Source organism: Stenotrophomonas sp. FR024 (assembly GCF_047500745.2).
GTDB lineage: Bacteria > Pseudomonadota > Gammaproteobacteria > Xanthomonadales > Xanthomonadaceae > Stenotrophomonas > Stenotrophomonas maltophilia_A.
The window spans coordinates 131,097-155,763 of sequence record NZ_JAXAXM020000009.1 but is presented as its reverse complement, the minus strand read 5'-3'; the positions used below and the strand labels follow the sequence as shown (position 1 = coordinate 155,763).

The 24,667-nt window shown below is 67.6% G+C and carries 23 protein-coding genes; 14 read left to right on the top strand and 9 right to left on the bottom strand.

Translation table 11 applies throughout. The annotated features are described in order from the left end of the window. Window positions 1-620 precede the first annotated feature (620 nt). Window positions 621-2,720, top strand: coding sequence for a glycosyl hydrolase family 18 protein (locus ACMZ91_RS12160; protein ID WP_049461831.1), 2,100 nt, complete (start codon window positions 621-623; stop codon window positions 2,718-2,720). A 60-nt stretch (window positions 2,721-2,780) separates the two neighbouring features. Here the strand turns inward: ACMZ91_RS12160 and ACMZ91_RS12155 are convergent, their stop codons facing one another. Both ACMZ91_RS12155 and xerD read right to left on the bottom strand, forming a co-directional pair. Then, complete coding sequence (locus ACMZ91_RS12155) at window positions 2,781-3,566, bottom strand: DsbC family protein (protein ID WP_049461830.1); 786 nt, start codon at window positions 3,564-3,566, stop codon at window positions 2,781-2,783. 100 nt (window positions 3,567-3,666) lie between these two features. Beyond that, window positions 3,667-4,644, bottom strand: coding sequence for a site-specific tyrosine recombinase XerD (xerD, locus tag ACMZ91_RS12150; protein WP_032128012.1), 978 nt, complete (start codon window positions 4,642-4,644; stop codon window positions 3,667-3,669). Between the two features lie 56 nt (window positions 4,645-4,700). On the opposite strand from xerD, the gene ACMZ91_RS12145 reads away from it, so the two are divergent. Beyond that, on the top strand, window positions 4,701-5,192 hold the full coding sequence (locus ACMZ91_RS12145; RefSeq protein WP_049461829.1) for an RDD family protein: 492 nt from the start codon (window positions 4,701-4,703) through the stop codon (window positions 5,190-5,192). 54 nt (window positions 5,193-5,246) lie between these two features. On the opposite strand, the gene ACMZ91_RS12140 is transcribed toward ACMZ91_RS12145, so the two are convergent. Genes ACMZ91_RS12140 through lptF form a run of 3 tightly spaced genes read right to left on the bottom strand, consistent with a single transcriptional unit; the run spans window position 5,247 to window position 8,359 of the window. Further along, the gene (locus ACMZ91_RS12140; protein WP_049461828.1) at window positions 5,247-6,119 is read right to left on the bottom strand and encodes a hypothetical protein; all 873 of its coding nucleotides are present in this window, start codon (window positions 6,117-6,119) and stop codon (window positions 5,247-5,249) included. Window positions 6,120-6,173: 54 nt separating this feature from the next. Then, on the bottom strand, window positions 6,174-7,280 hold the full coding sequence (lptG, locus tag ACMZ91_RS12135) for an LPS export ABC transporter permease LptG (RefSeq protein WP_032128009.1): 1,107 nt from the start codon (window positions 7,278-7,280) through the stop codon (window positions 6,174-6,176). Then, window positions 7,277-8,359, bottom strand: a complete 1,083-nt coding sequence (gene lptF / locus ACMZ91_RS12130; protein WP_032128008.1) for an LPS export ABC transporter permease LptF — start codon at window positions 8,357-8,359, stop codon at window positions 7,277-7,279. Before lptF ends, lptG begins: the two co-directional genes overlap by 4 nt. Window positions 8,360-8,463: 104 nt before the next feature. On the opposite strand from lptF, the gene ACMZ91_RS12125 reads away from it, so the two are divergent. From ACMZ91_RS12125 to ACMZ91_RS12105, 5 genes are all read left to right on the top strand, one after another. Further along, window positions 8,464-9,942 (top strand): leucyl aminopeptidase, encoded by a 1,479-nt coding sequence (locus ACMZ91_RS12125; protein WP_049461827.1) that lies wholly within the window; start codon window positions 8,464-8,466, stop codon window positions 9,940-9,942. A gap of 82 nt (window positions 9,943-10,024) precedes the next feature. Next, window positions 10,025-10,450, top strand: a complete 426-nt coding sequence (locus ACMZ91_RS12120; RefSeq protein WP_032128006.1) for a DNA polymerase III subunit chi — start codon at window positions 10,025-10,027, stop codon at window positions 10,448-10,450. Window positions 10,451-10,469: 19 nt separating this feature from the next. Further along, entirely contained in the window at window positions 10,470-10,661 is a 192-nt protein-coding gene (locus ACMZ91_RS12115; protein WP_012510005.1) for a YqaE/Pmp3 family membrane protein, read from the top strand. Between the two features lie 33 nt (window positions 10,662-10,694). Further along, window positions 10,695-13,523 carry a valine--tRNA ligase gene (locus ACMZ91_RS12110; protein WP_049461826.1) on the top strand — a complete coding sequence of 943 codons (2,829 nt, stop codon included), beginning with the start codon at window positions 10,695-10,697 and terminating at the stop codon, window positions 13,521-13,523. 121 nt (window positions 13,524-13,644) lie between these two features. Continuing rightward, window positions 13,645-14,466 carry an EamA family transporter gene (locus tag ACMZ91_RS12105; RefSeq protein WP_049461825.1) on the top strand — a complete coding sequence of 274 codons (822 nt, stop codon included), beginning with the start codon at window positions 13,645-13,647 and terminating at the stop codon, window positions 14,464-14,466. A gap of 104 nt (window positions 14,467-14,570) precedes the next feature. Here the strand turns inward: ACMZ91_RS12105 and rimI are convergent, their stop codons facing one another. Genes rimI through pssA form a run of 3 tightly spaced genes read right to left on the bottom strand, consistent with a single transcriptional unit; the run spans window position 14,571 to window position 16,347 of the window. Then, window positions 14,571-15,068 (bottom strand): ribosomal protein S18-alanine N-acetyltransferase, encoded by a 498-nt coding sequence (gene rimI, locus ACMZ91_RS12100; protein ID WP_049461824.1) that lies wholly within the window; start codon window positions 15,066-15,068, stop codon window positions 14,571-14,573. After that, window positions 15,065-15,574 carry a hypothetical protein gene (locus tag ACMZ91_RS12095; protein WP_049461823.1) on the bottom strand — a complete coding sequence of 170 codons (510 nt, stop codon included), beginning with the start codon at window positions 15,572-15,574 and terminating at the stop codon, window positions 15,065-15,067. Before ACMZ91_RS12095 ends, rimI begins: the two co-directional genes overlap by 4 nt. After that, window positions 15,571-16,347: a CDP-diacylglycerol--serine O-phosphatidyltransferase gene (gene pssA / locus ACMZ91_RS12090; RefSeq protein WP_049461822.1), complete on the bottom strand. Its 777-nt coding sequence runs from the start codon at window positions 16,345-16,347 to the stop codon at window positions 15,571-15,573. Before pssA ends, ACMZ91_RS12095 begins: the two co-directional genes overlap by 4 nt. An 80-nt stretch (window positions 16,348-16,427) precedes the next feature. Here pssA and ACMZ91_RS12085 point away from each other — a divergent pair, with 80 nt between their 5' ends. From ACMZ91_RS12085 to ACMZ91_RS12075, 3 genes are all read left to right on the top strand, one after another. Further along, window positions 16,428-16,802, top strand: coding sequence for a DUF4124 domain-containing protein (locus ACMZ91_RS12085; protein WP_049461832.1), 375 nt, complete (start codon window positions 16,428-16,430; stop codon window positions 16,800-16,802). A 564-nt stretch (window positions 16,803-17,366) separates the two neighbouring features. Continuing rightward, the gene (locus tag ACMZ91_RS12080; protein ID WP_032128001.1) at window positions 17,367-19,070 is read left to right on the top strand and encodes a proline--tRNA ligase; all 1,704 of its coding nucleotides are present in this window, start codon (window positions 17,367-17,369) and stop codon (window positions 19,068-19,070) included. A gap of 222 nt (window positions 19,071-19,292) precedes the next feature. Further along, entirely contained in the window at window positions 19,293-19,676 is a 384-nt protein-coding gene (locus ACMZ91_RS12075; RefSeq protein ID WP_005415203.1) for an H-NS histone family protein, read from the top strand. A 116-nt stretch (window positions 19,677-19,792) separates the two neighbouring features. On the opposite strand, the gene ACMZ91_RS12070 is transcribed toward ACMZ91_RS12075, so the two are convergent. After that, on the bottom strand, window positions 19,793-21,052 hold the full coding sequence (locus tag ACMZ91_RS12070) for a threonine/serine exporter family protein (protein ID WP_049398420.1): 1,260 nt from the start codon (window positions 21,050-21,052) through the stop codon (window positions 19,793-19,795). 92 nt (window positions 21,053-21,144) lie between these two features. Between ACMZ91_RS12070 and ACMZ91_RS12065 the strand changes: the two genes are divergently transcribed. The 4 genes from ACMZ91_RS12065 to ACMZ91_RS12050 are packed head-to-tail and all read left to right on the top strand — an operon-like array spanning window position 21,145 to window position 24,663. After that, window positions 21,145-22,266, top strand: a complete 1,122-nt coding sequence (locus ACMZ91_RS12065; RefSeq protein ID WP_032127999.1) for an ABC transporter permease — start codon at window positions 21,145-21,147, stop codon at window positions 22,264-22,266. 1 nt (window position 22,267) lies between these two features. Beyond that, complete coding sequence (locus tag ACMZ91_RS12060; RefSeq protein WP_049461378.1) at window positions 22,268-23,095, top strand: ABC transporter ATP-binding protein; 828 nt, start codon at window positions 22,268-22,270, stop codon at window positions 23,093-23,095. 3 nt (window positions 23,096-23,098) lie between these two features. After that, a complete protein-coding gene (locus tag ACMZ91_RS12055; protein WP_014035909.1) occupies window positions 23,099-24,025 on the top strand; it encodes an MlaD family protein in 927 nt (308 codons plus the stop codon). Continuing rightward, the gene (locus ACMZ91_RS12050) at window positions 24,022-24,663 is read left to right on the top strand and encodes an ABC-type transport auxiliary lipoprotein family protein (protein ID WP_049424921.1); all 642 of its coding nucleotides are present in this window, start codon (window positions 24,022-24,024) and stop codon (window positions 24,661-24,663) included. The genes ACMZ91_RS12055 and ACMZ91_RS12050 overlap by 4 nt, the downstream gene beginning before the upstream one ends. Window positions 24,664-24,667 lie beyond the last annotated feature (4 nt).

Genomic DNA, 24,667 nt, shown 5'->3' with positions numbered 1-24,667 from the left:
CGCATCCATGCGGCTCACGCCCCCGCAACCGGACCCACCCCGCCTTCGACAGATTTCCGAGATCTGCAGTAGATCCACGCCATGCGTGGATGCTCCCCGGTAATGCCGGCCGCTGGCCGGCAACCAGGGAAATCTCAGAAGTCAGGCATTGAAGAGCGAAGCGATCGGCTTCTGCTTTTGATTTTTTGTTCTGTCTTCCGTGGCTGGCCGCGCAGGAACCTGTCCGTGGCCGGGCGGGTGGGCTGCGCAGGGGCGTAAGCGCCATGGATGGCGCGCCCGAGCCTCCAGGGATGGATTCACGGCGTCCCCTGCGCAGCCCACCCGCACGGCCACCCCCCAGAAATCCGCTGTTCGCGGAAAGCCCCAGCCACGAGGGGGCTCCGCCGATGGCCGCCGACCGCGCACCAGCGCCGCTCTCCGCCAAATCCCCGAACCATGCACTCGCTCACGGATTGACCACACGATTGATGACAACGTTGTCCCTACCTGGTGCCGGACTCTCTCCCCGGCCTCCCAGGTACCTCCGTCCGCCCCCTCCGTCGCCTTCCCGGGCGACGCCCGGACCTGCGTCACGCGCGGCGCCATCGGGGCCCGCGCGCCCTTTGATCGGAGACTTACCCATGTACGACCCGATTGTGCGCAGTGCCGAACGTTCGACCCGAAGCTGTCGTCCCCGCCGCCTGGCCTGGCTGCTTGCCCTGGCCGCCGGTACCGCCGCCCTGCCCGGCCTGGCGCAGGCCGCCAGCTGTGCCGGCGTGGCCCAGTGGGACCAGGCCAAGATCTACCGGGCCGGCGATACCCTGCAGAAAGGAGGCGTCCTCTATCGGGCGAACCAGGACATCTGGAACGCGCCGCCGGACCATCCGGCCGGTGCGCCCTACTACACCAACCTCGGTGCCTGCGATGGCAGCGGCAGCAACCAGCCGCCGGTGGTCAGCCTGACCTCGCCGGCCAACGGCGCCACCTTCAGCGCCGGCAGCACGGTCAACGTGACCGCCAACGCCAGTGATCCGGACGGCAGCGTCGCCAAGGTCGAGTTCTTCCGCGATGGCAGCACGCTGGGCGTGGCCACCAGTGCGCCGTACGCGGCCAGCTGGGCCAATGCCAGCGCCGGCAGCCACACCCTGCGTGCAGTCGCGACCGACAACAACAACGCCACCACCAGCACCGCGACCATCACCATCACCGTCAATGCCGCCGGTGGCGATACCACCGCACCGAGCGTGCCGGGCGGGCTGGCGGTCGGCACCCGCACCGCCAACAGCATCGCGCTCAGCTGGAGCCCGTCCACCGACAACACCGGTGGCAGCGGCGTGGCCGGCTACGACGTGTACCGCAACGGCAGCCTGGTCGGTTCACCGTCCAGCGCCAGCTACATCGATGGCGGGCTGACTGCCTCCACCACCTACCGCTACCGGGTTCGTGCCCGCGACAACGCCGGCAACGCCTCGGCCCAGGGCACCGAGATCAGCGCCACTACGCTGGCCGGCGACGGCGGCACCACCGGCAAGCGGGTGATCGGTTACTTCACCCAGTGGGGCATCTACGGCCGCAATTACCGGGTCAAGAACATCGACAGCAGTGGCTCGGCCGCACGCCTGACCCACATCAACTACGCGTTCGGCAACGTGCGCAACAACCGTTGCGAAGTGGGCATCACCCAGCCGTCGGATCCGAACAGCGGTGCCGGTGGCGATGCCTTCGCCGACTACACCAAGGCCTTCAGTGCCGCCGAGAGCGTCAGCGGCAGTGCCGATACTTGGGACCAGCCGTTGCGTGGCAACTGGAACCAGCTCAAGCAGCTCAAGGCCAAGTACCCGGGCATGAAGGTGCTGATCTCGCTGGGTGGCTGGACCTGGTCGCGTGGTTTCTCCAGCGCGGCGCGCCCGGAAAACCGCCAGGCCTTCGTCGCCTCGTGCATCGACGCCTACATCAAGGGCAACCTGCCGGTGACCGACGGTGCCGGTGGCGCCGGTGCCGCACTGGGTGTGTTCGACGGCATCGACGTCGACTGGGAATACCCGGTGGCGTGTGGCATCGAATGCGGCAAGCCGGAGGACAACGCCAACTTCACCGCGCTGATGGCCGAGTTCCGCCGCCAGCTCGATGCGGTGCGTCCGGGCCTGCTGCTGACGGTGGCGGTGGGTGCCGGCATCGACAAGATCCGCGTCACCGATCCGGCCGCGTACCACCCGTACCTGGACTACATCAACGTGATGACCTACGACTTCCACGGCGCGTGGGATGCGAAGACCAATCACCAGTCGGCGCTGTTCGATTCGCCGAATGATCCGTCCACCGGCGACCAGAAGCTCTACAACAGCAACGACGCCATCGAGGCCTTCATCAGCCGTGGCGTGCCTGCCGCCAAGCTCAACCTGGGCATCGGCTACTACGGGCGTGGCTGGACCGGTGTGGCCAACGCCAACAACGGCCTGTACCAGACCGCGACCGGCGCTGCCCCGGGCACGTATGAAGCCGGCATCGAGGACTGGAAGGTGCTGAAGAACCTGGCGTGGCCGAGCTACACCGACAACACCGCCGGTGCCACCTGGATCTACAACGGCAGCACGCTGTGGAGCTTCGACACCCCGGCCAACATCACCCGCAAGATGGGTTACGTGAAGACCCAGGGCCTGGGCGGCGCGTTCGTCTGGGAGTTCAGTGGTGACGATGCACAGGGCACGCTGACCAAGGCGGTCAGTGATGGCCTGAAGTAAGAAAAAAGCCGGGGATGCGGCACGCATCCCCGGCCTCCCACCTGTAGAGGTCGGCGGCGATCAGCGCTTGGCCGACAGCTTTTCCAGCGCCGCACGCAGCTGCGCCGGCGGCAGGTAACCGCCCAGCTGGGTGCCATCCGGCGCGAAGATCGCCGGCGTGCCGTTCACGCCCAACTGCTGGCCCAGCGCGTACTGCATCGCCACCGGGTTGGTGCAGTTCTTGGCCGGCACACTGCCACCGCGCTTGGCGTTGGTCAGGGCCTGGCGGCGATCCGCTGCACACCAGACCGAAATCATGTCGGTGTAGTCCTTGCTGCCCAGGCCCATGCGCGGGAATGCCAGGTACTCGACCGAGATGCCGTTGCGGTTGAGCTCCGCGATGTCCTGATGCAGCTTGCGGCAGTAGCCGCACTCGATGTCGGTGAACACGCTGATGGTGTACTTGGCGTTGGGCGCAGCGAATACGATGCGGTCGCCGTGGTTGGCCTTGGCCAGCAGATCGCGGCGGTAGCCGAGCAGGCCTTCGCTGTTGGCCGGGCCCTTGGCACGCGTGTCGTAGGGCTGCGACTGGAACAGGTAGCGGCCATCGTCGGACACGTACAGCAACTGGCCGGAGACCACGACCTCGCGGAAGCCGGGGAACGGCGCAGCGCCGATGTAGTCCACCTGGAAGCCGGGATTCAGGGCGGTCAGCACGGCGCGTACGGCCTGGTCGGCCGAAGCGTTGGCGGCCGGGACGGCCTTGGCCGCGGCCGCGGCGGGTGCCTTGGCGGCCGGCGGAGCCGGCTGGGCGCAGGCGGTCAGGCTGAGCGCACCGAACACGGCGGCGATGGCAAATCGGAGCATGGAGCGGTCCGCGACAGAAGAAGACCCCGGATTCTGACACAGCCGCCGCTACCGGGCCGCGACACCGCCCACCGTCCGAGGCCGGGGTTCAGGCCGCTGCTCAGCCGCGCGGATGGTGGCGCGCGTGCAGCTTCTGCAGGTGTTCGCGGGCCACCAGGGTGTAGATCTGGGTGGTCGACAGCGAGCTGTGGCCGAGCAGCATCTGCAGCGCGCGCAGGTCGGCGCCGCGGTTGAGCAGATGCGTGGCGAAGCTGTGGCGCAGGCCATGCGGGCTGATCCGCACCGGATCGATACCGGCCACCTGCGCGTGGCGCTTGACCAGATGCCAGAACGCCTGGCGGGTCAGCGCATGCAGCGTCGGCTCGACAAACAATGGGGTCTGCCCATCGGCCAGCGCCTGCACCTTGCCCTTGCCGACCAGCTGCGGGCGCGACGCCTGCAGATAGCGCTCCAGCCAGTGCTGCGATTCCTCGCCCAGCGGCACCAGCCGCTCCTTGCTGCCCTTGCCCGTGACCCTCAGCACGCCCTGGCGCAGGTTGACTGCCGTGGCCGGTAGCAGCACCAGCTCGCTCACGCGCAGGCCGGCCGCATACATCAGCTCCAGCATGGCACGGTCGCGCAGGCCCAGCGGACTGTCGATGTCCGGCGCCGCCAGCAGTGCGTCGATCTGGCTTTCGGCCAACGCCTTCGGCAACAGCCGCGGCAGCTTCGGCGGGTCCAGCAGGGCACTGGGGTCCTCGCTGCGTTCACCACGGCGCACGCCATCGGCGAAGAACGCGCGCAGCGCCGACAGCAGGCGCGCATTGCTGCGCGGTGACCAGCCATGCCGGGTGCGCCAGGCCAGGTAATCGAACAACCCCGGGCGCTCGATGCCGGCCAGGCCACCGTCGCGTCCATCCATCCAGCGCGCCAGCCCTTCCAGGTCGCGCCGGTAGCTGTCGAGGGTGGCGCGGGCCAGGCCGTTCTCGGCCCAGATCGCATCGAGGAAGCGCTGGATGCGCGCGCTGTCGTCGGCGCGCAGCTCGGGCAGTTGCTGCACCAGCTGGCGGCGTTCGGCGGGGGTGGAAACAAGGGCCATGGGTGCAGGATACGAGGGCCACTGCGGACGCGGCCAGCTTTGCGTATGCTCGGCGCATGTCCCGCCCCGCCACCGACACGGCCCCTGCGGCCGCTACCGAAATGCCCCGCCCACGTGCCTTGTTGGCCTGGCGCGTGCTGGCGATGGTCTACGACGCACTGCCGGTGCTGGCGCTGTGGATGCTGGCCGGCACGCTGTTCACCCTCGCCTACACCTTCAGCGGCCACGCGCAGCGCGAGAACATCGCACCGTTCAGTGCCTGGCAATGGCTGCTGTGGGCGGTGTGCTGGGGAATCACGGGGTGGTACGCCACGGCCAGCTGGCGCCGTGGCGGACAGACGCTGGGCATGCGACCGTGGCGGCTGAAACTGCAATCGAGCGATGGCACGCCGCTGCGGCGCGGCCAACTGTGGCTGCGCTTCGCGGTGGGCTCACTGTCGCTGCTGCTGGGTGGACTGGGGTTCTGGTGGGCATGGGTCGACCGCGACCGCCTGACCTGGCACGACCGCGCCAGCGGCACCCGCCTGATGCGCATGCCGAAGCGGTGATGCACCACGTGTAGAGCCGAGCATGGGCTCGGCTCCACACGATCAACGCAGCGATCAGCCAGCAGGTGCCGGATCCGGCAGGATCACCGCCGGCTGCGTCCAGAGGTCGAAAAAGGCGGACGCAAACGCATTGGCCTGCACATCGTCAGCCGCCGGCGACTGTCCGCTCAACTGCGCACGGGTCTTCACGAACTCCTGCCACAGTTTCAGGCTGGCCTTCTTCAGGCGCTTCTGCTCGCCTGCATCGGTTGCGGCAAGGTACTGCGCGTACAGCTCGCGCATCGGTTTGCCCTGGGCCTCATAGGCCGCCGGAAGCGGCGGCAGCTGGGCGGCAGTGAAAGCCACCGATGCTGCCGGCGGCCGGTAGCCATCCGGCCCGAAAGCCTCCTTCAGCTCGTCCCCGGCATCCAGGTATTCGAAGAAGCCAGGCACGTTGTAGAGCTTGGTCCGGTAGTCGGACGAGGTATCCGGGCTGCTGGAGACCACCGTGTCAGGCAGTTCGCCCTTCAGTCCTGCGTCCCAACGGCGCGGAATGAAGAAGCCGGTCGCCTTCACGTAGGGACCCTCGATCTCCACATCGTTCAGTTCGATCTTCGACGCCAGGTTGCCGGTATTGGTTTTGCTGGTGACGTACTGCTCGGTGACGATCACGTACTCGGCCATGGCCGGGTTGATCAGCCCGCCGATCCCGTCGGCGTAGACAACCATGCGTACGCTGCCGATCTTCTCGCTCTGCAGCCGGTACTGGCCCGGCTCCAGGACCAGGGGCATGGAGGTGTGCGGCGGCAGGGTATGCACCTGCTGGTCGACCGACAAGGTCAGCGGTGCATCCGTCGGGTTGTCGATCTCGAAGTCGACGGTGGACCGGCTGCAGCCGGCAGAAAGCAGCACGGCCGCGATGTACGGCAGAAAGCGTTGGAAGCTCATGTTCGTCCTTGAAGTGAAACGGAAACAGCCGGGCCTTGCCCGGCTCCCTGGGAATCAACCTGATTTGCGCCGGAACAGCAATCCGGACACTGCCAGCATCACGATCGGTGGCAGCGCATAGGCAATGCGGTAATCGAACTTCAGCGCGCCGGCCATGCGCCCGAAGAACAGCTGCAGCAGCCAGAAGCCCAGCGCGAACAGGATGCCCAGGAACAGGCGCTTGCCCATGCCGCCGCTGCGCAGCGAGCCGAACGCGAACGGCACCGCCGCCAGGCACAGCGCCAGCACGTTCAACGGGTAGAACCAGCGGCTCCAGTACACGTCCTCGAAGTCACGCGCGTCCAGCCCGTTGCGCTGCCGGTAGGTGATGCTGGTGCTCAGTTCGGCGAGGCTGAGGTTGCGCGGCTTGGCGATGCCGGTGGCCAATGCGGCCGCATCCAGCTTCGAATTCCACGGTTCGCGCGCGATTTCCTGGCGGGTCGCCGAGCGCTCGCCGAAGGTATCGCGACGTACCCCTGTCAGCACCCAGCCATCCTTGTCATGCTCGGCGGTGTCGGCATGGGTCAATGAGGCGATGCCCCCGTTCTCGGCGATGCGGTACAGGCGCACGTCTCGCAGGATCAGGCGCGTGCCCTTGTCGCCGACCAGCTGCTCCTCGCCGCTCTGCGCGTTGAGGAAGGTATCGCCCTCGCGTGCCCACAGGCCCGAGTAGCGGCTGGTGGCGATATCCCGCCCCCACTTGGCGCTGGACTTCAACGCATCGGCGCGGTCCTGGCCCCAGGGGCCCAGGGTCTCCGCGCTGAACACCATCACCGCGGTCAGCAGCGACAGCGCGATCGCCACCGAAACGCTCAGGCGCTTGCGCGACAGGCCCAGCGCTCGCAGCGCGGTCAGCTCCGAGGTCGCCGCCAGCTGGCCCAGGCCCATCAGTGCACCGATCACCGCGGCGGTGGGGAACATGGTGTAGGCGCGGCGTGGCACCGTGTACAGCACCCAGGCGGCGGCATGGCCCAGCGTGTAGCCATTCTTGCCGATGTCCTTGAACTCGCCGGAGAACGCCATCACCACGTCCAGGCCGACCAGCACGGCCCAGGTCAGCAGCACCGTGGTGAACACCGACCGGCCCAGGTACAGGTCGAAACGCATCGGGCGCAGCCTCATGCGCGGGCTCCCTTCGGGCGGCCCAGGCGGCCATCACGTGCATACATCCAGATTGCCAGCGCCAGCAACGGCAGGGTCAACCACCACAGGCCGAGCGCTGGGGGGATCTTGCCGTTGGCGATCCAGCCGCTGCCGATGAACATCAGATTGGTACCGACCATGTAGGCCATCAGCGCCAGCATCATGCGGCCGTAGCGCTGCTGGCGCGGCGAGCTGCGGCCCAGCGGCACGGTCAGCAGGGCGAACGCCAGCGCGATCAGCGGCGGCGCCAGGCGGCGGTGCAGCTGCGCCTGCGCCTGCGGACGCTCATCGCCGATCAGCTGCAGGGTCGGCATCAGTTCCGGGTCATCCTCGGTGCGGGTCTGCGCGCCATCGGGCAGGGCCACGTCATTGCGGGCGAAGGTCGCCAGGCGGTAGTCCAGGCCACCGGCCACCGGCCCTTCCACCTGGTGGCCGTCATCCAGCTCCAGGAAGCGCTGGCGGGTACCTTCGAAGAACATGCGGCCGCCATTGGCCGACACCACCTCCAGGCGGTCATCCTTCTGGCGCTGCAGGAACACCTTGCCCAGCTGGGTGCCATCGGGCGAGATCGAGGACAGGTAGACCACGCCGCCGTTGGGCAGGGGGGTGAAGCGGCCCGGCTCCAGACCGGCCATCAGCACGCTGCGGTTGGCCTCGATGATCATCTGCTCGGCCACCCGGCCGGCCCACGGGCCCAGCCACAGCGAGCAGGCGCCCACCAGGGCCACCACCGGCACCACCAGCATCAGCAGTGGCCGCAGCAGTCGCTTGGGGCCGACACCAATGGCGGTGATCACTGCCATTTCCGAGTCGCGGTACAGGCGCGCGATGGCCAGCAGCAGGCCCAGCATCAGCGCCAGCGGCAGGATCAGCGGCAGGTAGGCGATGAACTGCAGGCCCAGCTGCGAGAACAGCAGCTTGGCCGGCAGGCGCCCGTCGGCGATGTTGCCGAGGATGTCCACCAGCACGCCGCCCACGCTGACCACCAGCAGGACGATCAGGGTAGCCAGGAAACTCTGGACGAAATCGCCCAGCAGGTATCGGTCGAGCTTCAGCATGGGGCGGTGGTTTAAACTCTGGGGTTCGTTCGCGGTGCCGCCCAGTCTACTGTCTGGGCGTAAACGGCCTGCGATTGTACGGACTCGCCAATGGAATCTGCTCAATGGCCCTCGAATTCACCCTGAACCACGTTGCTCCGGCCGCCGCCACCGTCGATTGCCTGGTGGTTGGCGCGTATGCCGACCATACCCTGACCCCGGCCGCACAGACCCTGGACGCCGCCAGCGGTGGCCGCCTGGCCGCCCTGGCCCAGCGCGGCGACCTGTCCGGCAAGACCGGCGCCACCACCCTGCTGCATGACCTGCCGGGCGTGACCGCCCCGCGCGTGCTGGTGGTCGGCCTCGGCGAAGTCGCCCGTTTCGGCGTGCCGCAGTACCTGAAGGCCGTCGGCGACGCCGTGCGCGCGCTGAAGGCCGGTGCTGCCCGCAGCGCACTGTTCACCCTGTCCGAAGTGGCGGTGAAGGACCGCGACGCGGCTTGGGCGATCCGCCAGGCGGTGATCGCCGCCGATCATGCCGCGTACCGCTACACCGCCACCCTGGGCAAGAAGAAGGCCGACGACGCCGGCCTGGCCCAGCTGGCCATCGCCGGTGACGACGCGCAGGCCCTGGCCCAGGGCCAGGCCATCGCCGCCGGTGTCGAGTTCGCCCGCGAGCTGGGCAACCTGCCGCCGAACTACTGCACCCCGGCCCATCTGGCCGAGGTCGGCGTGAAGTTCGCCGGCGAGCACGACGGTGCCGAAGCCGAGATCCTCGACGAGCACCAGATGGAAGCGCTGGGCATGGGCTCGCTGCTGGCCGTGGCCCGTGGTTCGGCCAACCGCCCGCGCCTGGTCGTACTGAAGTGGAACAATGGCGGCGACGCCAAGCCGTACGTGCTGGTCGGCAAGGGCATCACCTTCGATACCGGTGGCGTCAACCTGAAGACCCAGGGCGGCATCGAAGAGATGAAGTACGACATGTGCGGTGGCGCCAACGTCATCGGCACCTTCGTCGCTGCGGTCAAGGCCAAGCTGCCGCTGAACCTGGTGGTGGTGGTGCCGGCGGTGGAAAACGCCATCGATGGCAACGCCTACCGCCCGTCCGACGTGATCACCTCGATGTCGGGCAAGACCATCGAAGTGGGCAACACCGACGCCGAAGGCCGCCTGATCCTGTGCGACGCGCTGACCTACGCGCAGCGCTTCGAGCCGGCCGCGCTGGTCGACGTCGCCACCCTGACCGGTGCCTGCATGGTCGCCCTCGGCCACCAGACCGCCGGCCTGATGAGCAAGCACGACGACCTGGCCAACGAGCTGCTGGCCGCCGGCGAGCAGGTGTTCGACCGCGCCTGGCGCCTGCCGCTGTGGGACGAGTACCAGCCGATGCTGGATTCGACCTTCGCCGACGTCTACAACATCGGCGGCCGCTGGGCCGGCGCGATCACCGCTGGCTGCTTCCTGTCGCGCTTCGCCGAAGGCCAGCGCTGGGCCCACCTGGACATCGCCGGCGTGGCCAGCGATGAAGGCAAGCGTGGCATGGCCACCGGCCGCCCGGTCGGCCTGCTGAGCCAGTGGCTGCTGGACCAGGCCGCCCGCGCCTGATGCCGTACCCGACCCTGGCCGGCGCCCGCCGGCCAGGGCCTCGCCCGGCACTGCCGGGCCCCTGCCTGACCCGGACCCTGCCATGCCCCGCGCCGACTTCTACCTGATCGCCAAGCCCCGCTTCCTGACCGAGCCGTTGCGCCTGGTCTGCGAGCTGGCGCGCAAGGCCAACGACGCCGGGTTGTTCACCCTGGTGCTGGCCCGCGACCAGGCCCAGGCCGAGGAGCTGGACGAACTGCTGTGGGCGTTCGACAACGATGCCTACATCCCGCACCAGATCGCCGGCGAGGACATGGACGAGGAAGAAGCCCTGGTGCTGATCGCCGTGCCGGGCACCGAGGCACCGGCGCGCCCGCTGGTGATCAACCTGCGCGATGAACCCTGGCTGGGCGAGTGCGAGCGCGTGCTGGAAGTGGTTCCGGCCGACCCGGAAGCGCGCGAACCGCTGCGCGAACGCTGGCGCCAGTACAAGACCGCCGGTTACGACCTGAACAAGCACGACATGTAAGTCCAGCGAGGACCCCTTGATGCGCCTGTTGATCGCCCTGATTCTTCCCTGGCTGTCCTTCTTCACCATCGGCCGGCCGTTTGCCGGCATTGTCTGCCTGATCCTGCAGATCACCCTGATCGGCTGGCTGCCCGCCGCCATCTGGGCCGCCTACGCGGTCAGCCAGTACCACACCGACCAGAAGATCCGGCGCGCCCTCGGGCCGCGCTGATCTCCCTTCCGCCTTGATTACCGGTTCCCCCGCATGACCCAACTCGCCTCCAGTTACGACCCGAAGTCCTTCGAGACCGACCTCTACGAGGCCTGGGAGAAGGCCGGCCACTTCAAGCCGTCCGGCACGGGCGAGCCTTACACCATCCTGCTGCCGCCGCCGAACGTGACCGGCACCCTGCACATGGGCCACGCCTTCCAGCAGACCCTGATGGACGCGCTGGTGCGCTACCACCGCATGCGTGGCTACGACACGCTGTGGCAGGTCGGTACCGATCATGCCGGCATCGCCACCGAAATGGTGGTCAGCCGCAACCTGGCGCTGGAAGGCAAGGGCGAGACCCGCGATTCGCTGGGCCGCGAAGGCTTCATCGGCAAGGTCTGGGAGTGGAAGCAGCAGTCCGGCGACACCATCGAACGCCAGATGCGCCGCCTCGGCACCTCCGCCGACTGGTCGCGCAGCACCTTCACCATGGACCCGCAGCCGTCGGCGGCGGTCAACGAGGCCTTCGTGCGCTGGTACGAGCAGGGCCTGATCTACCGCGGCCAGCGCCTGGTCAACTGGGACCCGGTGCTGAAGACCGCCATTTCCGACCTGGAGGTGGAGAGCGCCGAGGAAGACGGCTTCCTGTGGTCGATCGCCTACACGCTGGATGAGGGCCTGAGCTACGAACACGTCGAGCGCGATGCCGACGGCGTGGAAACCCTGCGCGAAACCCGCGACTACCTGGTCGTCGCCACCACCCGCCCGGAAACCCTGCTGGGCGATACCGCGGTGATGGTGCACCCGGAAGACGAGCGCTATGCACATCTGATCGGCAAGAGCGTGGTGCTGCCGCTGACCGGCCGCCGCGTCCCGGTGATCGCCGACGACTACGTGGACCGTGCCTTCGGCACCGGCGTGGTCAAGGTCACCCCGGCGCACGATTTCAACGACTATGAAGTGGGCGTGCGCCACAGCCTGCCGATGATCAACCTGTTCACCCCGGTGGCGGCGCTGAACGAGAACGCGCCGGAGCGTTTCCAGGGTCTGGACCGCTACGCCGCGCGCAAGGCCGTGCTGGCCGAGCTGGAAGACCTGGGCATCCTGGTCGAGACCAAGGCGCACAAGCTGCAGGTGCCGCGCGGCGACCGTACCGGCCAGGTGATCGAGCCGTACCTGACCGACCAGTGGTTCGTGAAGATGGACGACCTGGCCAAGCGCGGCCTGGAACTGGTCGAGGATGGAAGCATTTCCTTCGTGCCGCCGAACTGGATCAACACCTACCGCCACTGGATGAACAACATCCAGGACTGGTGCATCAGCCGCCAGCTGTGGTGGGGCCACCGCATTCCGGCGTGGTTCGACGAAGCCACCGGCAGCTGCTACGTCGGTCGCAGCGAAGAGGAAGTGCGGGCGAAGCACAACCTGGGCAGCGACGTGGTGCTGAACCAGGAAAGCGACGTGCTGGAGACCTGGTTCTCCTCGCAGCTATGGCCGTTCTCCACCCTGGGCTGGCCCAACGAGCAGGCCATGGCCGAGCGCGGCTTCGACCGCTACCTGCCGTCGTCGGTGCTGATCACTGGCTTCGACATCATCTTCTTCTGGGTGGCGCGCATGATCATGGCCACCGACAACCTGGTCGGGAAGATCCCGTTCAAGGACGTCTACTTCACCGGCCTGATCCGCGACGGCCAGGGCCAGAAGATGTCCAAGAGCAAGGGCAACGTGCTCGATCCGCTGGACATCATCGACGGCATCACCATCGACGATCTGGTCGCCAAGCGCACCGGCGGCCTGATGCAGCCGAAGATGGTGGAGAAGATCGAGAAGGCCACCCGCAAGGAATTCCCGGACGGCATTGCTGCCCACGGTGCCGATGCGCTGCGCTTCACCATCGCCGCGCTGGCCACCCACGGCCGCGACATCAAGTTCGACATGAACCGCGCCGAGGGCTACAAGAACTTCTGCAACAAGCTGTGGAACGCCAGCCGCTTCACCCTGATGAACACCGAGGGTGCAACGTTCACCGGCGTGCCGACGCCGCGCACCGATGCCGAGCGCTGGATCCTTGCGCGCCTGGCGGCGGTGTCCACCGAGGCGCAGGGCCACTACGCCAACTACCGCTTCGACCTGCTGGCGCAGTGCCTGTACGAGTTCGCCTGGAACGAGTTCTGCGACTGGTTCCTGGAGCTGAGCAAGCCGGCACTGAATGGTGCCGATGCCGCCGACGCCGAAAGCACCCGCCACACTCTGCTGTACGTGCTGGAAGCGCTGCTGCGCCTGCTGCACCCGCTCACGCCGTTCATCACCGAACAGCTGTGGCAGCAACTGGCCCCGCGCCTGGGCTTGGCCGAAACCACGCTGTCGCTGCGTCCGTACCCGACCGCCGCCGAGTTCGAAGGCGATTTCGCCCAGGCCGAGGCCGACGTGGAATGGCTGAAGGCCGTGATCAGTGCCGTGCGCCGCGTGCGCAGTGAGCTGAACGTGGCCCCGTCCAAGCTGGTGCCGCTGCGCCTGCAGGCCGGTCTGGAGCAGGACCGCGTGCGCATCGAACGTTTCAGCGCCTCGCTGTCGTTCCTGCTCAAGCTGGACAGCATCCAGTGGCTGGCTGAAGGCGAAAGTGCACCGCCGGCTGCCGCCGCGATTGTCGGTGAGCTGAAGCTGCTGGTGCCGCTGGAAGGCCTGGTTGATCTCGACGCCGAGCGTGCGCGCCTGGACAAGGAGATCAAGCGCGTGGAAGGCGAGCAGGAGAAGAGCGAAACCAAGCTCGCCAAGTTCACCGACAAGGTGCCCCCGGCGGTGGTCGAGCAGGAACGCGTGCGCTTGGTCGACTGGAACACCCAGCTGGCCGGCCTGCGCGAGCAGCGCGCGAAGCTGTAAGTGCAGGGAAACGCCGGGTACTGCCCGGCGTTTCCTTTTGTAGAGTCGAGCCGTGCTCGACTCATGACAGCAGTCGAGCATGGCTCGACTCTACATTTCCCGCGCATGGCATCATCGCTGGATGCCGCTTTCCATCTTCCTGCTGGTTCTCGCCGCTGCCGCGCTGCATGCCAGCTGGAACGCAATCGTCAAGCGCGGGCCGGACAAGTTCCTCGGCACCGTACTGGTGACCGGCAGTGCCGCGCTGCTGTCGGCTGCCGGCCTGCCCTTCCTGCCATTTCCCGCCGCGCACAGCTGGCCGTGGCTGGGCGCGTCGGTGCTGCTGCAGGTGACCTACTACGGCCTGGTCGCACGCTGTTACCAGCAGGTCGACATGAGCCTGGCCTACCCGCTGATGCGTGGCAGCGCGCCGATCCTGGTCGCGCTGGCGGGCACTCTGCTCGGTGAGCAGCTGCCGCCTGCGGCGTGGCTGGGCGTGGTGCTGGTCAGCACCGGCATCCTGTGCATGGCGCTGGGCGCGCGTGGCGGTCAGCTGCGCCTGCCGCTGCTGACCGCGGCGATGATCGCCACCTACACGCTGGTCGATGCGCAGGGCGCGCGTCAGTCCGGCAGCGCACTCAGCTATACGTTGTGGCTGTTCCTGCTGTCGGGCATTCCACTGCCACTGTGGGCGCTGTACACGCGCCGCGGCGCGGTGCTGGACTATGCGCGGCAGCACTGGCCGCTGGGGCTGGCCGGTGGCGTCGGCACCACCACCTCGTATGCGATGGCGTTGTGGGCAATGACCCAGGCGCCGGTGGCGATGGTCTCGGCGTTGCGCGAATCGTCGATCCTGTTCGCGTTGCTGATCTCGGTGTTCCTGCTGCGCGAACGGATTCCGCGCGCGCGCTGGCTGGCGGCGGCGTTGATCGTCGGGGGTGTGTTGGCACTGCGGCTGGCGTGAGGAAAGCGTGCCAACCAAGGCTGGCACCTACCACGGTAGGTGATGTGTCGATGACAGCGGAGATCCATCGGTAGTGCCGGCCGCTGGCCGGCCCCCCTTCTCCGTTACAGCGGCGGCATCGCCTGCAGGTCGCCGTCGACCAGTTCGATCGCCATCACCACCGCGTCTTCGCGGCCCTGTGCGGCCGGGTAGTAACGCGGGCGGCGACCGATCTCGTTGAAGCCTTCTCTGTGGTACAAGGCCAGCGCGGGTGTGTTGGACGGACGCACTTCCAGGAACACACGCTGCGCACCCCGGTCGCCGGCCAGCTGTACCAGCGCGCGCAGCAGCTGGCGCCCGAGCCCACGCGACTGCGTCAGCGGGTCGATGCAGACGTTCAGCACATGGGCTTCGTCGGCCGCGATGCTGAGTACGCCATAGCCGATCAACTGGCCATCGCGCTCCATGGCCAGGCCCGGATAGCCCGCACGCAGGCAGTCGACGAAGATGCCGCGGGTCCAGGGAAACGGATAGCCGCGTACTTCAATCGCCATCACCGCGTTGAGGTCGCTCTCGCGCAGCGCGCGCAGGCTGACCGGACCGGGCTGGCTGACCGCACTCATGGCGCGCCCCGCTTGCGCAGGGCGCGCAGCTGCGGCCACAGCGCGCGCTTGGCGGCCGGGTCCTGACGCAGCTGGTCCAGCGGCCAGCTGTCCATCAGCGCCTGCGTGGCCGGATCATTGGGATTGCAGCCGGACGCGCGCAGCAAGGCGATCTGCAGGCGATCCGGCAGGCGCACCACCGGCTGCCGGGCATTGCCGCCAGGCAGCGGCCGGGCAGCCGCGGGCGCGGTGTCCGGTGCGCTGATCGGGGTCTCGCGACGCGCTGGCGCCGGGCGTTCCTGGCGGGAAACCGGTGCGGCCGCAGCCAGAGGTTCGCGCGCGGGTGCGGTCGACGCCCGCGCCTGCTCCGCCGCTGGTGTGGCAGCCGCCTCGGCTTCGGCCACGCTCAGCTGCAGCGCGGCATCCAGCTCGGCGGCCAGCTGGCCGTCGTGATAGACGGTGTAGCCCATGGCCTGCAGCCAGGCCTGCTGGGCCGGTGACCACAGCACGGGCAGGTCCTCGCTCACGCGGCCTCGGGCTTCTTGCTCAGGCGCTGCACGGCCCACATCACCGGGCCCGACAAGGCGTACAGGATGCCCACCGCGAACAGCACGCGCGGCAGGTCGATGACCGCAATGGCGATCGCCACTGGCACCAGGGCCAGTACCAGGAACGGCACGCGGTCGGAGCGGGTGCCCTTGGCGCCGCCGCCCTTGAAGCTCCAGAAGCGGATGCGGCTGACCATCAGCAGCGCCGCGATGATCGTCACCGCCAGCGCCACGTAGCGCAGCTGGTTGCCGTCCCAGCCCAGGTTGCCATCGGCGAACGCCCAGACGAAGGACATCATCAGGCCGGCCGCGGCCGGGCTGGCAAGGCCGACGAACCAGCGCTTGTCGACCACCGCTACCTGGGTATTGAAGCGGGCCAGGCGCAGCGCCGCGCAGGCGGCATACAGGAAGGCCACGGCCCAGCCGACGCGACCCAGCAGCGGGTCGTCGAACTTCAGCCACGACAGCGACCAGTGGTACATCACCAGCGCCGGGGCCATGCCGAAGCTGACCAGGTCGGCCAGCGAGTCGTACTGCACGCCGAATTCGCTGCTGGTGCCGGTCAGGCGCGCCACGCGCCCATCCAGGCCATCCATCACCGCCGCCACGAACACGGCGATGCTGGCGTTGACGAAGTCCCCGTTGGCCGCGGCGATGATCGCGTAGAAGCCGGCAAACAGGCCGGCGGTGGTGAACAGGTTGGGCAGCAGGTAAATCGTGCGCGAACGCGGCGGCGGTGTGATCGGGTCCATGGAATCCAGTTTAATCGACTTGCCAGTGCTCGGCGCCAATGCTGCAATCGGCGTTCTACGCCCATTCCGTGGAGTTTGCCATGCGTGCCCTGTCCTGCCTTGGATGCCTGCTGTTGTTGGCCAGTGCCAACGCCGTGGCCGGCCCGGTCTATAAATGGAAGGACGCCAATGGCGTGACCCAGTATTCGGAGACCCCGCCGGCGGGCAGGAAGTTCGAGACCCGGGCGCAGGCGCGCAGTCCCCAGGCGGCGGCCAGCGCCGAGACCCCGGCCGCGCCGGTGCCCGAGCAGTGCAGCACCGCCCGCGCCAACCTGGCCCTGCTGGAGGGCGGCGGCCAGGTGATGCAGGACACCGATGGTGATGGCAAGGCCGATACCCCGTTGGCTCCGGAGCAGCGCAGCGCGCAGAAGGGATTGGCTGAAGCCGCCATCAAGGCCTACTGCCCGGCGGAGTGAGGGTTATCGGCAGGGCTTGCAGCCCTGCACCGACAGAGGCGGTAGCAAGGGCAACGTCAAAAGCGGGCATTCCGTGGAATGGCGGGGCGGTGTCGGAGTGCGGGGACGCCGCAAGTACGTCCCTGTAGGCTTGGCAGCCGCATCCATGCGGCTGACACCCCGCAATCCGACACCGCCCCACCCCCGACAGATTCCCGGTGGTCAGTAGATCCACGCCATGCGTGGATGAATCTCCATGGAAATCGAATAGTTCGAGAATTGATCGAACAGCAGCCGAGCATGGCTCGGCCCTACAAAAGGGCGACAGATCGCGGAAAACTGTCGAAGGCGGGGTGGGTCCGGTTGCGAGGGCGTGAGCGCCATGGATGGCGCGACCGAGCCACAGGGACGTATTTACGGCGTCCCCCGCAACCGCCCCCCCCGCCATCCCACGGGAAGCCCGCTGTTGCAGTTGCAGTTGCAGTTGACGTTGCTTGAGGCGGGTGCAGGGCGCAGCCCTGCCGATACCCCTCCCCCCGGCCGGGCTGGCAGAATAGGCGTCTCTGCCGTTATCCGAAGCCGACGATGCGCCTCTCCCAGTTCCACCTGCACACCACCAAGGAAACCCCCAGCGACGCCGAGCTGACCAGCCACCGGCTGATGCTGCGCGCGGGCATGATCCGCAAGCTGGCATCGGGCCTGTACACCTGGTCGCCGCTGGGCCTGCGCGTGCTGCGCAAGGTCGAGCGCATCGTGCGCGAGGAAATGGACCGCGCCGGTGCCGTGGAATTCCAGATCCCGACCATCCAGCCGAAGGAACTGTGGGAGCAGACCGGGCGCTGGCAGAAGTTCGGCCCGCAGCTGCTGAAGATCAAGGACCGCAAGGACCAGGTGTTCTGCTACAGCCCGACCGCCGAAGAAGCCGCCTGCGACTTCGCGCGCAGCGAGCTGTCCAGCTACAAGCAGCTGCCGGTCAACTTCTACCAGGTGCAGACCAAGTTCCGCGACGAGATCCGTCCGCGCTTCGGCGTGATGCGTTCGCGCGAGTTCCTGATGAAGGACGCCTATTCGTTCCACCTGCACGATGAGTGCCTGGTGCGCGAGTACGAGAACATGAAGTCGGCCTACAGCCGTATCTTCACCCGCCTCGGCCTGGATTTCCGCATGGTGCAGGCCGACTCCGGCGCGATCGGCGGTGATGCCTCTCAGGAATTCCACGTCATCGCCGATTCCGGCGAAGACGCGCTGGTGTTCTCCACCGGTTCGGACTACGCGGCCAACATGGAAGCGGCGATCGCTGCCGATCCGGCACCGCGTGCGGCCGCCAGCGAAGCCATGCGCAAGGTCGATACCCCCACCCAGAAGACCTGCGAGGATGTCGCGGCGCTGCTCGGCATCGACCTGCAGCGCACGGTGAAATCGGTGGCGCTGATCGCCGGCGAAGGCAAGGCACAGCAGTTCGTGCTGCTGCTGGTACGCGGCGACCATGAGGTCAACGAGATCAAGCTGGCCAAGGTTGCCGGCCTGGACGAACAGCGCTTCGCCAGTGAGGCGGAAATCGCCGAGCACCTGGGCAGCGTGCCGGGCTTCCTCGGCCCGGTCGCCCCGGCCAAGGCCATCCGCGTGGTGGCCGATCGCGAAGTGGCGGCGATGTCCGACTTCGTCGTCGGCGCCAACGAAGCCGGTTTCCACCTGGCTGGCGTCAACTGGGGCCGCGACCTGCCGGAACCGGAAGTGGCCGACATCCGCAACGTGCGTGCCGGTGACCGCGCGCTGGACGGTGGTGAACTGAAGATCGCCCGTGGCATCGAAGTCGGCCACGTGTTCCAGCTCGGCCGCAAGTATGCCGAAGCGCTGGATGCCACCGTTCTGGACGAGAACGGCAAGGCCGCGGTGATGGCGATGGGCTGCTATGGCATCGGTATCTCGCGCGTGGTGGCTGCCGCGATCGAACAGAACCATGACGATGCCGGCATCATCTGGCCGGACGCGATGGCGCCGTGGCAGGTGGTGGTATGCGTGATCAATCCGAAGGGCGACGCCGCCGTGGCCGACGCCGCGGCCAACCTGCTGCAGGAGCTGCGCGATGCGGGCCTGGACGCGGCACTCGACGACCGTGGCCTGCGCCCGGGCGCGATGTTCGCCGACATGGAACTGATCGGCATCCCGCACCGCGTGGTGGTCAGCGAACGTGGCCTGGCCGCCGGCACCTACGAGTACCGTTCGCGCCGCGCCAGCGAAGCGGAAAGCCTGGACAAGGCCACCCTGCTTCAGCGCCTGCAGGGTTGATCAGGAAAAGACCGGGGCATGCCCCGGTCTTTTTTTGCCTGACGCCCATTTGAGCAATATTGCAGCGGACATAATCCGGTCAAAATCGACGCAATGCAGCCGGGATGCTGCCAGGCCATGACCGGTCTGCATTTGTGCTGCGATTAATTCATCTTTATTCTGTCCCGCGACGCCAGGGACTGGCTCGTCCCGTCCACTTATTAGTTTCCGGAGTAACCGTAAATGAGCATTGACCTGACCGGCCTGTCGGCACGCGAGCTGGGCGCCCTGATCCGCACCGCCAAGAAACAGCAGACCATCGTCGCCAAGCGCCGGCCGATCACCAAGGTCCGGGCACAGCTGACCAAGCTGGCCAAGACCGAGGGTTACACCATCGAGGAACTGTTCGGCGACGCCCCGGCCCCGCGCGCGCGCAAGGTGGCCAAGGTTGCCAAGGCACCGTCGAAGACCGCTGGCCGCAAGCTGGGCAAGGTTGCGCCGAAGTACCGCAACCCGGCCAATCCGAAGGAAACCTGGACCGGCCGTGGCAAGCAGCCGCGCTGGATGGCCGAGCTGACCGCCAAGGGCAACAAGAAGCCGGAAGATTTCCTGATCAAGAAGGCCTGAGGCCGGATCGGGATGCAATGAAAAACGCCGGCGAAAGCCGGCGTTTTTTCATTCCCCGGAAAGGAAAGGTGTGTGGACCAACGGTCCACACCCACAGGAAGCAGCCCAGAGGGCGATTACAGGGTTTTGCGGGCCGGCATCAGCAGGTTGCCGAACAGCAGGCCAGCGACCAGCGCCATCACCACGTTGAGCACGGTGAGGAACACGCTCTGGCCGGCGCCCACGTCCTGCTGCTGGACCAGGGTCAGCACGCCGCGCAGGCTGGTGCTGCCGGGCACCATCATGATGATGCCGGGCAGGCGGATGATTGCGCCCGGGCGGCCGACGAGGCGGCCGAACAGATTGCCACCGGCGGTCAGCAGCATCGCCGACAGGAAGATGCCAGCCGGCGCTCCCCAGGCGTGGCCACCGAACTTGGAGATCGCATAACCAGCGACCGAGGCCGCGATCACCCACGGATAATCGCGGCGGTTGGCCTTGAACAGCATCGCGAAGGCAAACGCCGCGGTCAGCAGTGAGCCCCACTCCACCCACGGCCCCTGCGGCCGCGTGGCGCGGATCACCGGATCGAGGCCGAGCACATCGGCCAGGGTCACCGCGATCATCGCGCCGACGCTGAGCTTCATGATGGTGGTCAGCGCACCGGCAAAGCGCGCGGTACCCGACACCCAGTGCTGGCTGGCCAGCTCATTGACCGCATTCGTCAGCGACATGCCGGGCAGCAGCACCACCAGCGAGGCGATGATCACCGTGTTGAGGTTGAGCGCGCCGATGAAGGACGCCACCAGGGTGGCGACCAGGCCGGCCAGCAGCGCAGCCAGTGCCTCGGCGGCTTCGCGGGTGGCCGGGCGACGGTCGGTGACCATGCCGAGCAGGCCGATCATCAGGCCGATGACACCGGCGGTGGCAATGTCCAGCCACGGCAGCTTCCACATGCCGGCCACGCCGGCCGCGCCGAGGGTGAACGAAAGGATGGTGCGCAGCTTGCCGCGCCGGCCCGGATCCTTGTCCAGCTGGCGCAGCGCGGTGTGGCCCTGGGCGATGCTCATCCGCCCGTTGGCCACTTCCTCGGCGATATGATCGGCCACGCTGAGCTTGTGCAGGTCGTTCTCGCCGGGGGCCAGGCGGATCACGCGGGTGATGTCACTGGAGCCGATCGCCTGCGCAGGGTCGCTGAAGCTGAGGATGATACCGGTGGGATTCGACCACGGTTCACAATCCAGATCGAGCTGGCGGGCCAGTGCCACCACTGCCGTTTCCAGGCGCTGGGCCGTTGTGCCGTAGCTGTGCAGGCGTCCGGCGATCTCGGAAACGAAGGCCACGCGCTGCGCGTAGGTGGCCTGGGGCGTGGGGATCGTGTGAGCGTCTGCGGACATGCGCCGTAGTATTACCTAGGCTGGGCCTTACCGGAGAAATTCATCCGAGTTCGACGCGATGCCCAATACAGAACGGTTATGCTGCGACCCGAATGGCCCAAGTGACCCCGAACCACGCCCCCCAGCTCGAACAGGATGCCCATGACCCGGGCGTGATCCGCCTGTCCGGCACCTGGACCTTGAAGACCGCGCTGGCCGCGGCCGAAGTCCTGCGCGGCGTTCCCGACACGCTGACCGGCATCGATGCCACCGCCATCGAGAAGATGGATTCGGCCGGCGTGCTGCAGGTGCTGCGCGTAGCCCACCGTGCCGACCTCGGCGAGGACGCACTGAAGTTCCGCCCGGACCACCAGGCGCTGGTGTGCACCATCGAGGAAGTGGCCGACGACCGGCCCAAGCCCAAGCGCGACTTCGGCGTGCTGGCTGCACTGGAACGGCTGGGTGTCAGCGTCCATGCCACCGGCCACAACATCAAGGCGCTGTGTAGTTTCCTCGGCGAGAACCTGGTCAAGGCCGCGCGCCTGGTCAAGGAACCCCGCCGTTTCCGCCTGACCGCCACCGTGCACCAGATGGAGCAGGTCGGGCTGGATGCGGTACCGCTGGTGGCACTGCTGTCCTACCTGGTTGGCGCGGTGATCGCCTTCCTCGGCTCGACCATCCTGCGCGACTTCGGCGCCGAGATCTATGTGGTCGAACTGGTCAACATTGCCTTCCTGCGCGAATTCGCGGTACTGCTGACCGCGATCGTGCTGGCCGGCCGCACCGCCAGCGCCTTCACCGCGCAGATCGGTGCGATGAAGGCGCGCGAGGAAATCGATGCGATGCGCACTCTGGGCCTGGACCCGATCGACCTGCTGGTGCTGCCACGGCTGCTGGCCCTGCTGGTCACCCTGCCCCTGCTGACCTTCATCGCCATGGTCGCCGGCCTGGCCGGCGGCATCACGGTGGGTGCGTTCGACCTGGATATTCCGCCGCAGATGTACATCGCACGCATGCACGAGACGATGGAAGTGCGCCACATGCTGGTCGGCCTGTCGAAGGCGCCGGTGTTCGCGCTGGTGATCGGCCTGATCGGCTGCCTGGAAGGCCTGAAGGTCGAAGGCACGGCGCAGTCGGTCGGCGAACGCACCACCTCCAGCGTGGTGCAGACCATCTCGCTGGTGATCATCATCGACGCCTTCGCGGCGTTGTGGTTCATGCACATGGACTGGTGACATGAGCACGCATCCGACCCCCGAAGAAGTTCCCATGCAGGACGACAACGGCCACGAGCTGGCCATCCGCGTGCGCGGGCTGGTCAACCGTTTCGGCAGCCAGACCGTGCATGAGGACCTGGACCTGGACGTGCGCCGCGGCGAGATCCTGGGCGTGGTGGGTGGTTCGGGTACCGGCAAATCGGTGCTGATGCGTTCGATCCTCGGCCTGCGCGTGCCCGATGCCGGGCAGATCCAAGTGCTCGGCCGCGACGCGCGTGCCGACGATGCTGAGAGCCGCCTGCACATCGAGCGCAACACCGGCGTGCTGTTCCAGGACGGCGCCCTGTTCTCCTCGCTGACCGTGGGCGAGAACGTGCAGGTGCCACTGAAGGAGCACCATCGCGAACTGCCCGAGCGCTGGCACTACGAGCTGGCGCTGCTGAAGGTGAAGCTGGCCGGCCTGCCCGCCGATGCGATCAACAAGCTGCCCTCGCAGTTGTCCGGTGGCATGCGCAAGCGCGCCGGCCTGGCCCGAGCGCTGGCGCTGGATCCGCCGCTGCTGTTCCTGGACGAACCGACCGCAGGCCTCGACCCGATCGGTGCGGCTGCATTCGACCGCCTGATCAAGACCCTGCAGGAAGCGCTGGGGCTGACCGTGTTCCTGATCACCCACGACCTGGACACGCTGTACGCGATCTGCGACCGGGTCGCGGTGATCGCCGACCGCAGGGTGGTGGCCAACGCACCCTTGCCTGACATCGAGAAACTGGATCATCCGTGGATCCAGGAATACTTCCACGGACCCCGCGCGCGCGCCGCGCGTGGCGAACAGATCGAGAGTGCCTGAGCCATGGAAACCAAAGCCAACTACGTGCTGATCGGCGCGTTCACCCTGATCACCGGCCTGGCCCTGCTGGCCTTCGGCCTGTGGGCCGCCAAGTACTCTTCCGACCGCACCTGGCAGGAATACCGCGTGGTGTTCCGCGAAGCGGTGACCGGGCTGTCGGTGGGCAGCCCGGTGCAGTACAACGGCATCGCGGTGGGCTCGATCACCGAACTGAACCTGGTACCGGACGACCCGCGCCAGGTGGTCGCGCGCATCCGCCTGAACTCCAACACGCCGGTCAAGACCGATACCCGCGCCAAGCTGGCGATCACCAGCCTGACCGGCCCGTCGATCATCCAGCTCAGCGGTGGCACGCCGCAGTCGCCGGCGCTGACCACGGTCAACAAGGACCCGGCGCCGATCATCCCGACCACGCCCTCCGCGCTGCAGAACATCACCGACGTCGCCAACCGCATCGTCGAGCGCATGGACCAGATTCTCAGCGACCGCAACGTGGCTTCGATCAACGCGACACTGGCCAACCTGGAAACCATCAGCGGTGGTCTGGCCGACCGTGACCAGGGCACGCAGGCGCTGCTGCTCAGCGCGCGCGACGCCGCCCGCAGCCTGGACACCACGCTGAAGACCACCAACGGCACCATCGAGCGCCTGGACAAGAACCTGGTGCAGCAGCTGCCGGGCATCATCGACAAGCTCGACGGCACTCTGGCCAAGCTTGATTCGGCCGCAGGCAACGCCGATTCGATCCTTGGCGAGAACCGCGCTGCCATCAACAGCTTCGCCAACGATGGCCTCGGCCAGCTCGGCCCGACGCTGACCGAACTGCGCGGCCTGATCCGCGACCTGCGCCGGGTCAGCGACCGCCTCGAGAACAACCCCGCGCGCTACCTGCTGGGCCGCGACGCACCGAAGGAGTTCGAACCCAAATGAGCCCGACCACCCTTCCGCGCCTGCTGCTGGCCGCTTCGATGGTCACCCTGCTGGGCGGCTGCTCCATCCTTGGCAGCAGCGAGAAAACCGCAGTGACGCTGTACTCGCCGTCCGTGCAGGTCAAGGCGGACCCGGCGTGGCCACAGGCCAGCTGGCAGCTGGTACTGGCCAAACCCAGCGCCGCGCGCATGGTCGACAGCCCGCGCATCAACGTGCGGCCGACGCCGTCGCAGCTGGAGATCTACAAGGGCGCCAGCTGGGCGCAGCCGGCCACCGACATGATCGAGGACACCCTGCTGCGCGGCTTCGAGGATTCCGGCCGCATCCGCGGCGTGGCGCGCAGCACCGCCGGCATCCGCGCCGACTACAAGCTGTCCACCGACGTGCGCCGCTTCGAATCGGACTACCAGGGACAGGCCACGCCGACGGTGGTGATCGAGGTCAACGCCAAGCTGATCCACGTCGCCGACCAGCGCGTGGTCGCCGACCGCACCTTCCGCCAGGCGCAGCCGGTCGGCAGCACCGATGTTCCTGCCGTCACCGCCGCCTTCGAACGTGGCCTGCAGCAGCTGGCGCAGGACGTGGTGGGCTGGACGCTGACCAGCGGACAGGCCGACCAGCCGACCGTCGCGCGCTGATCGA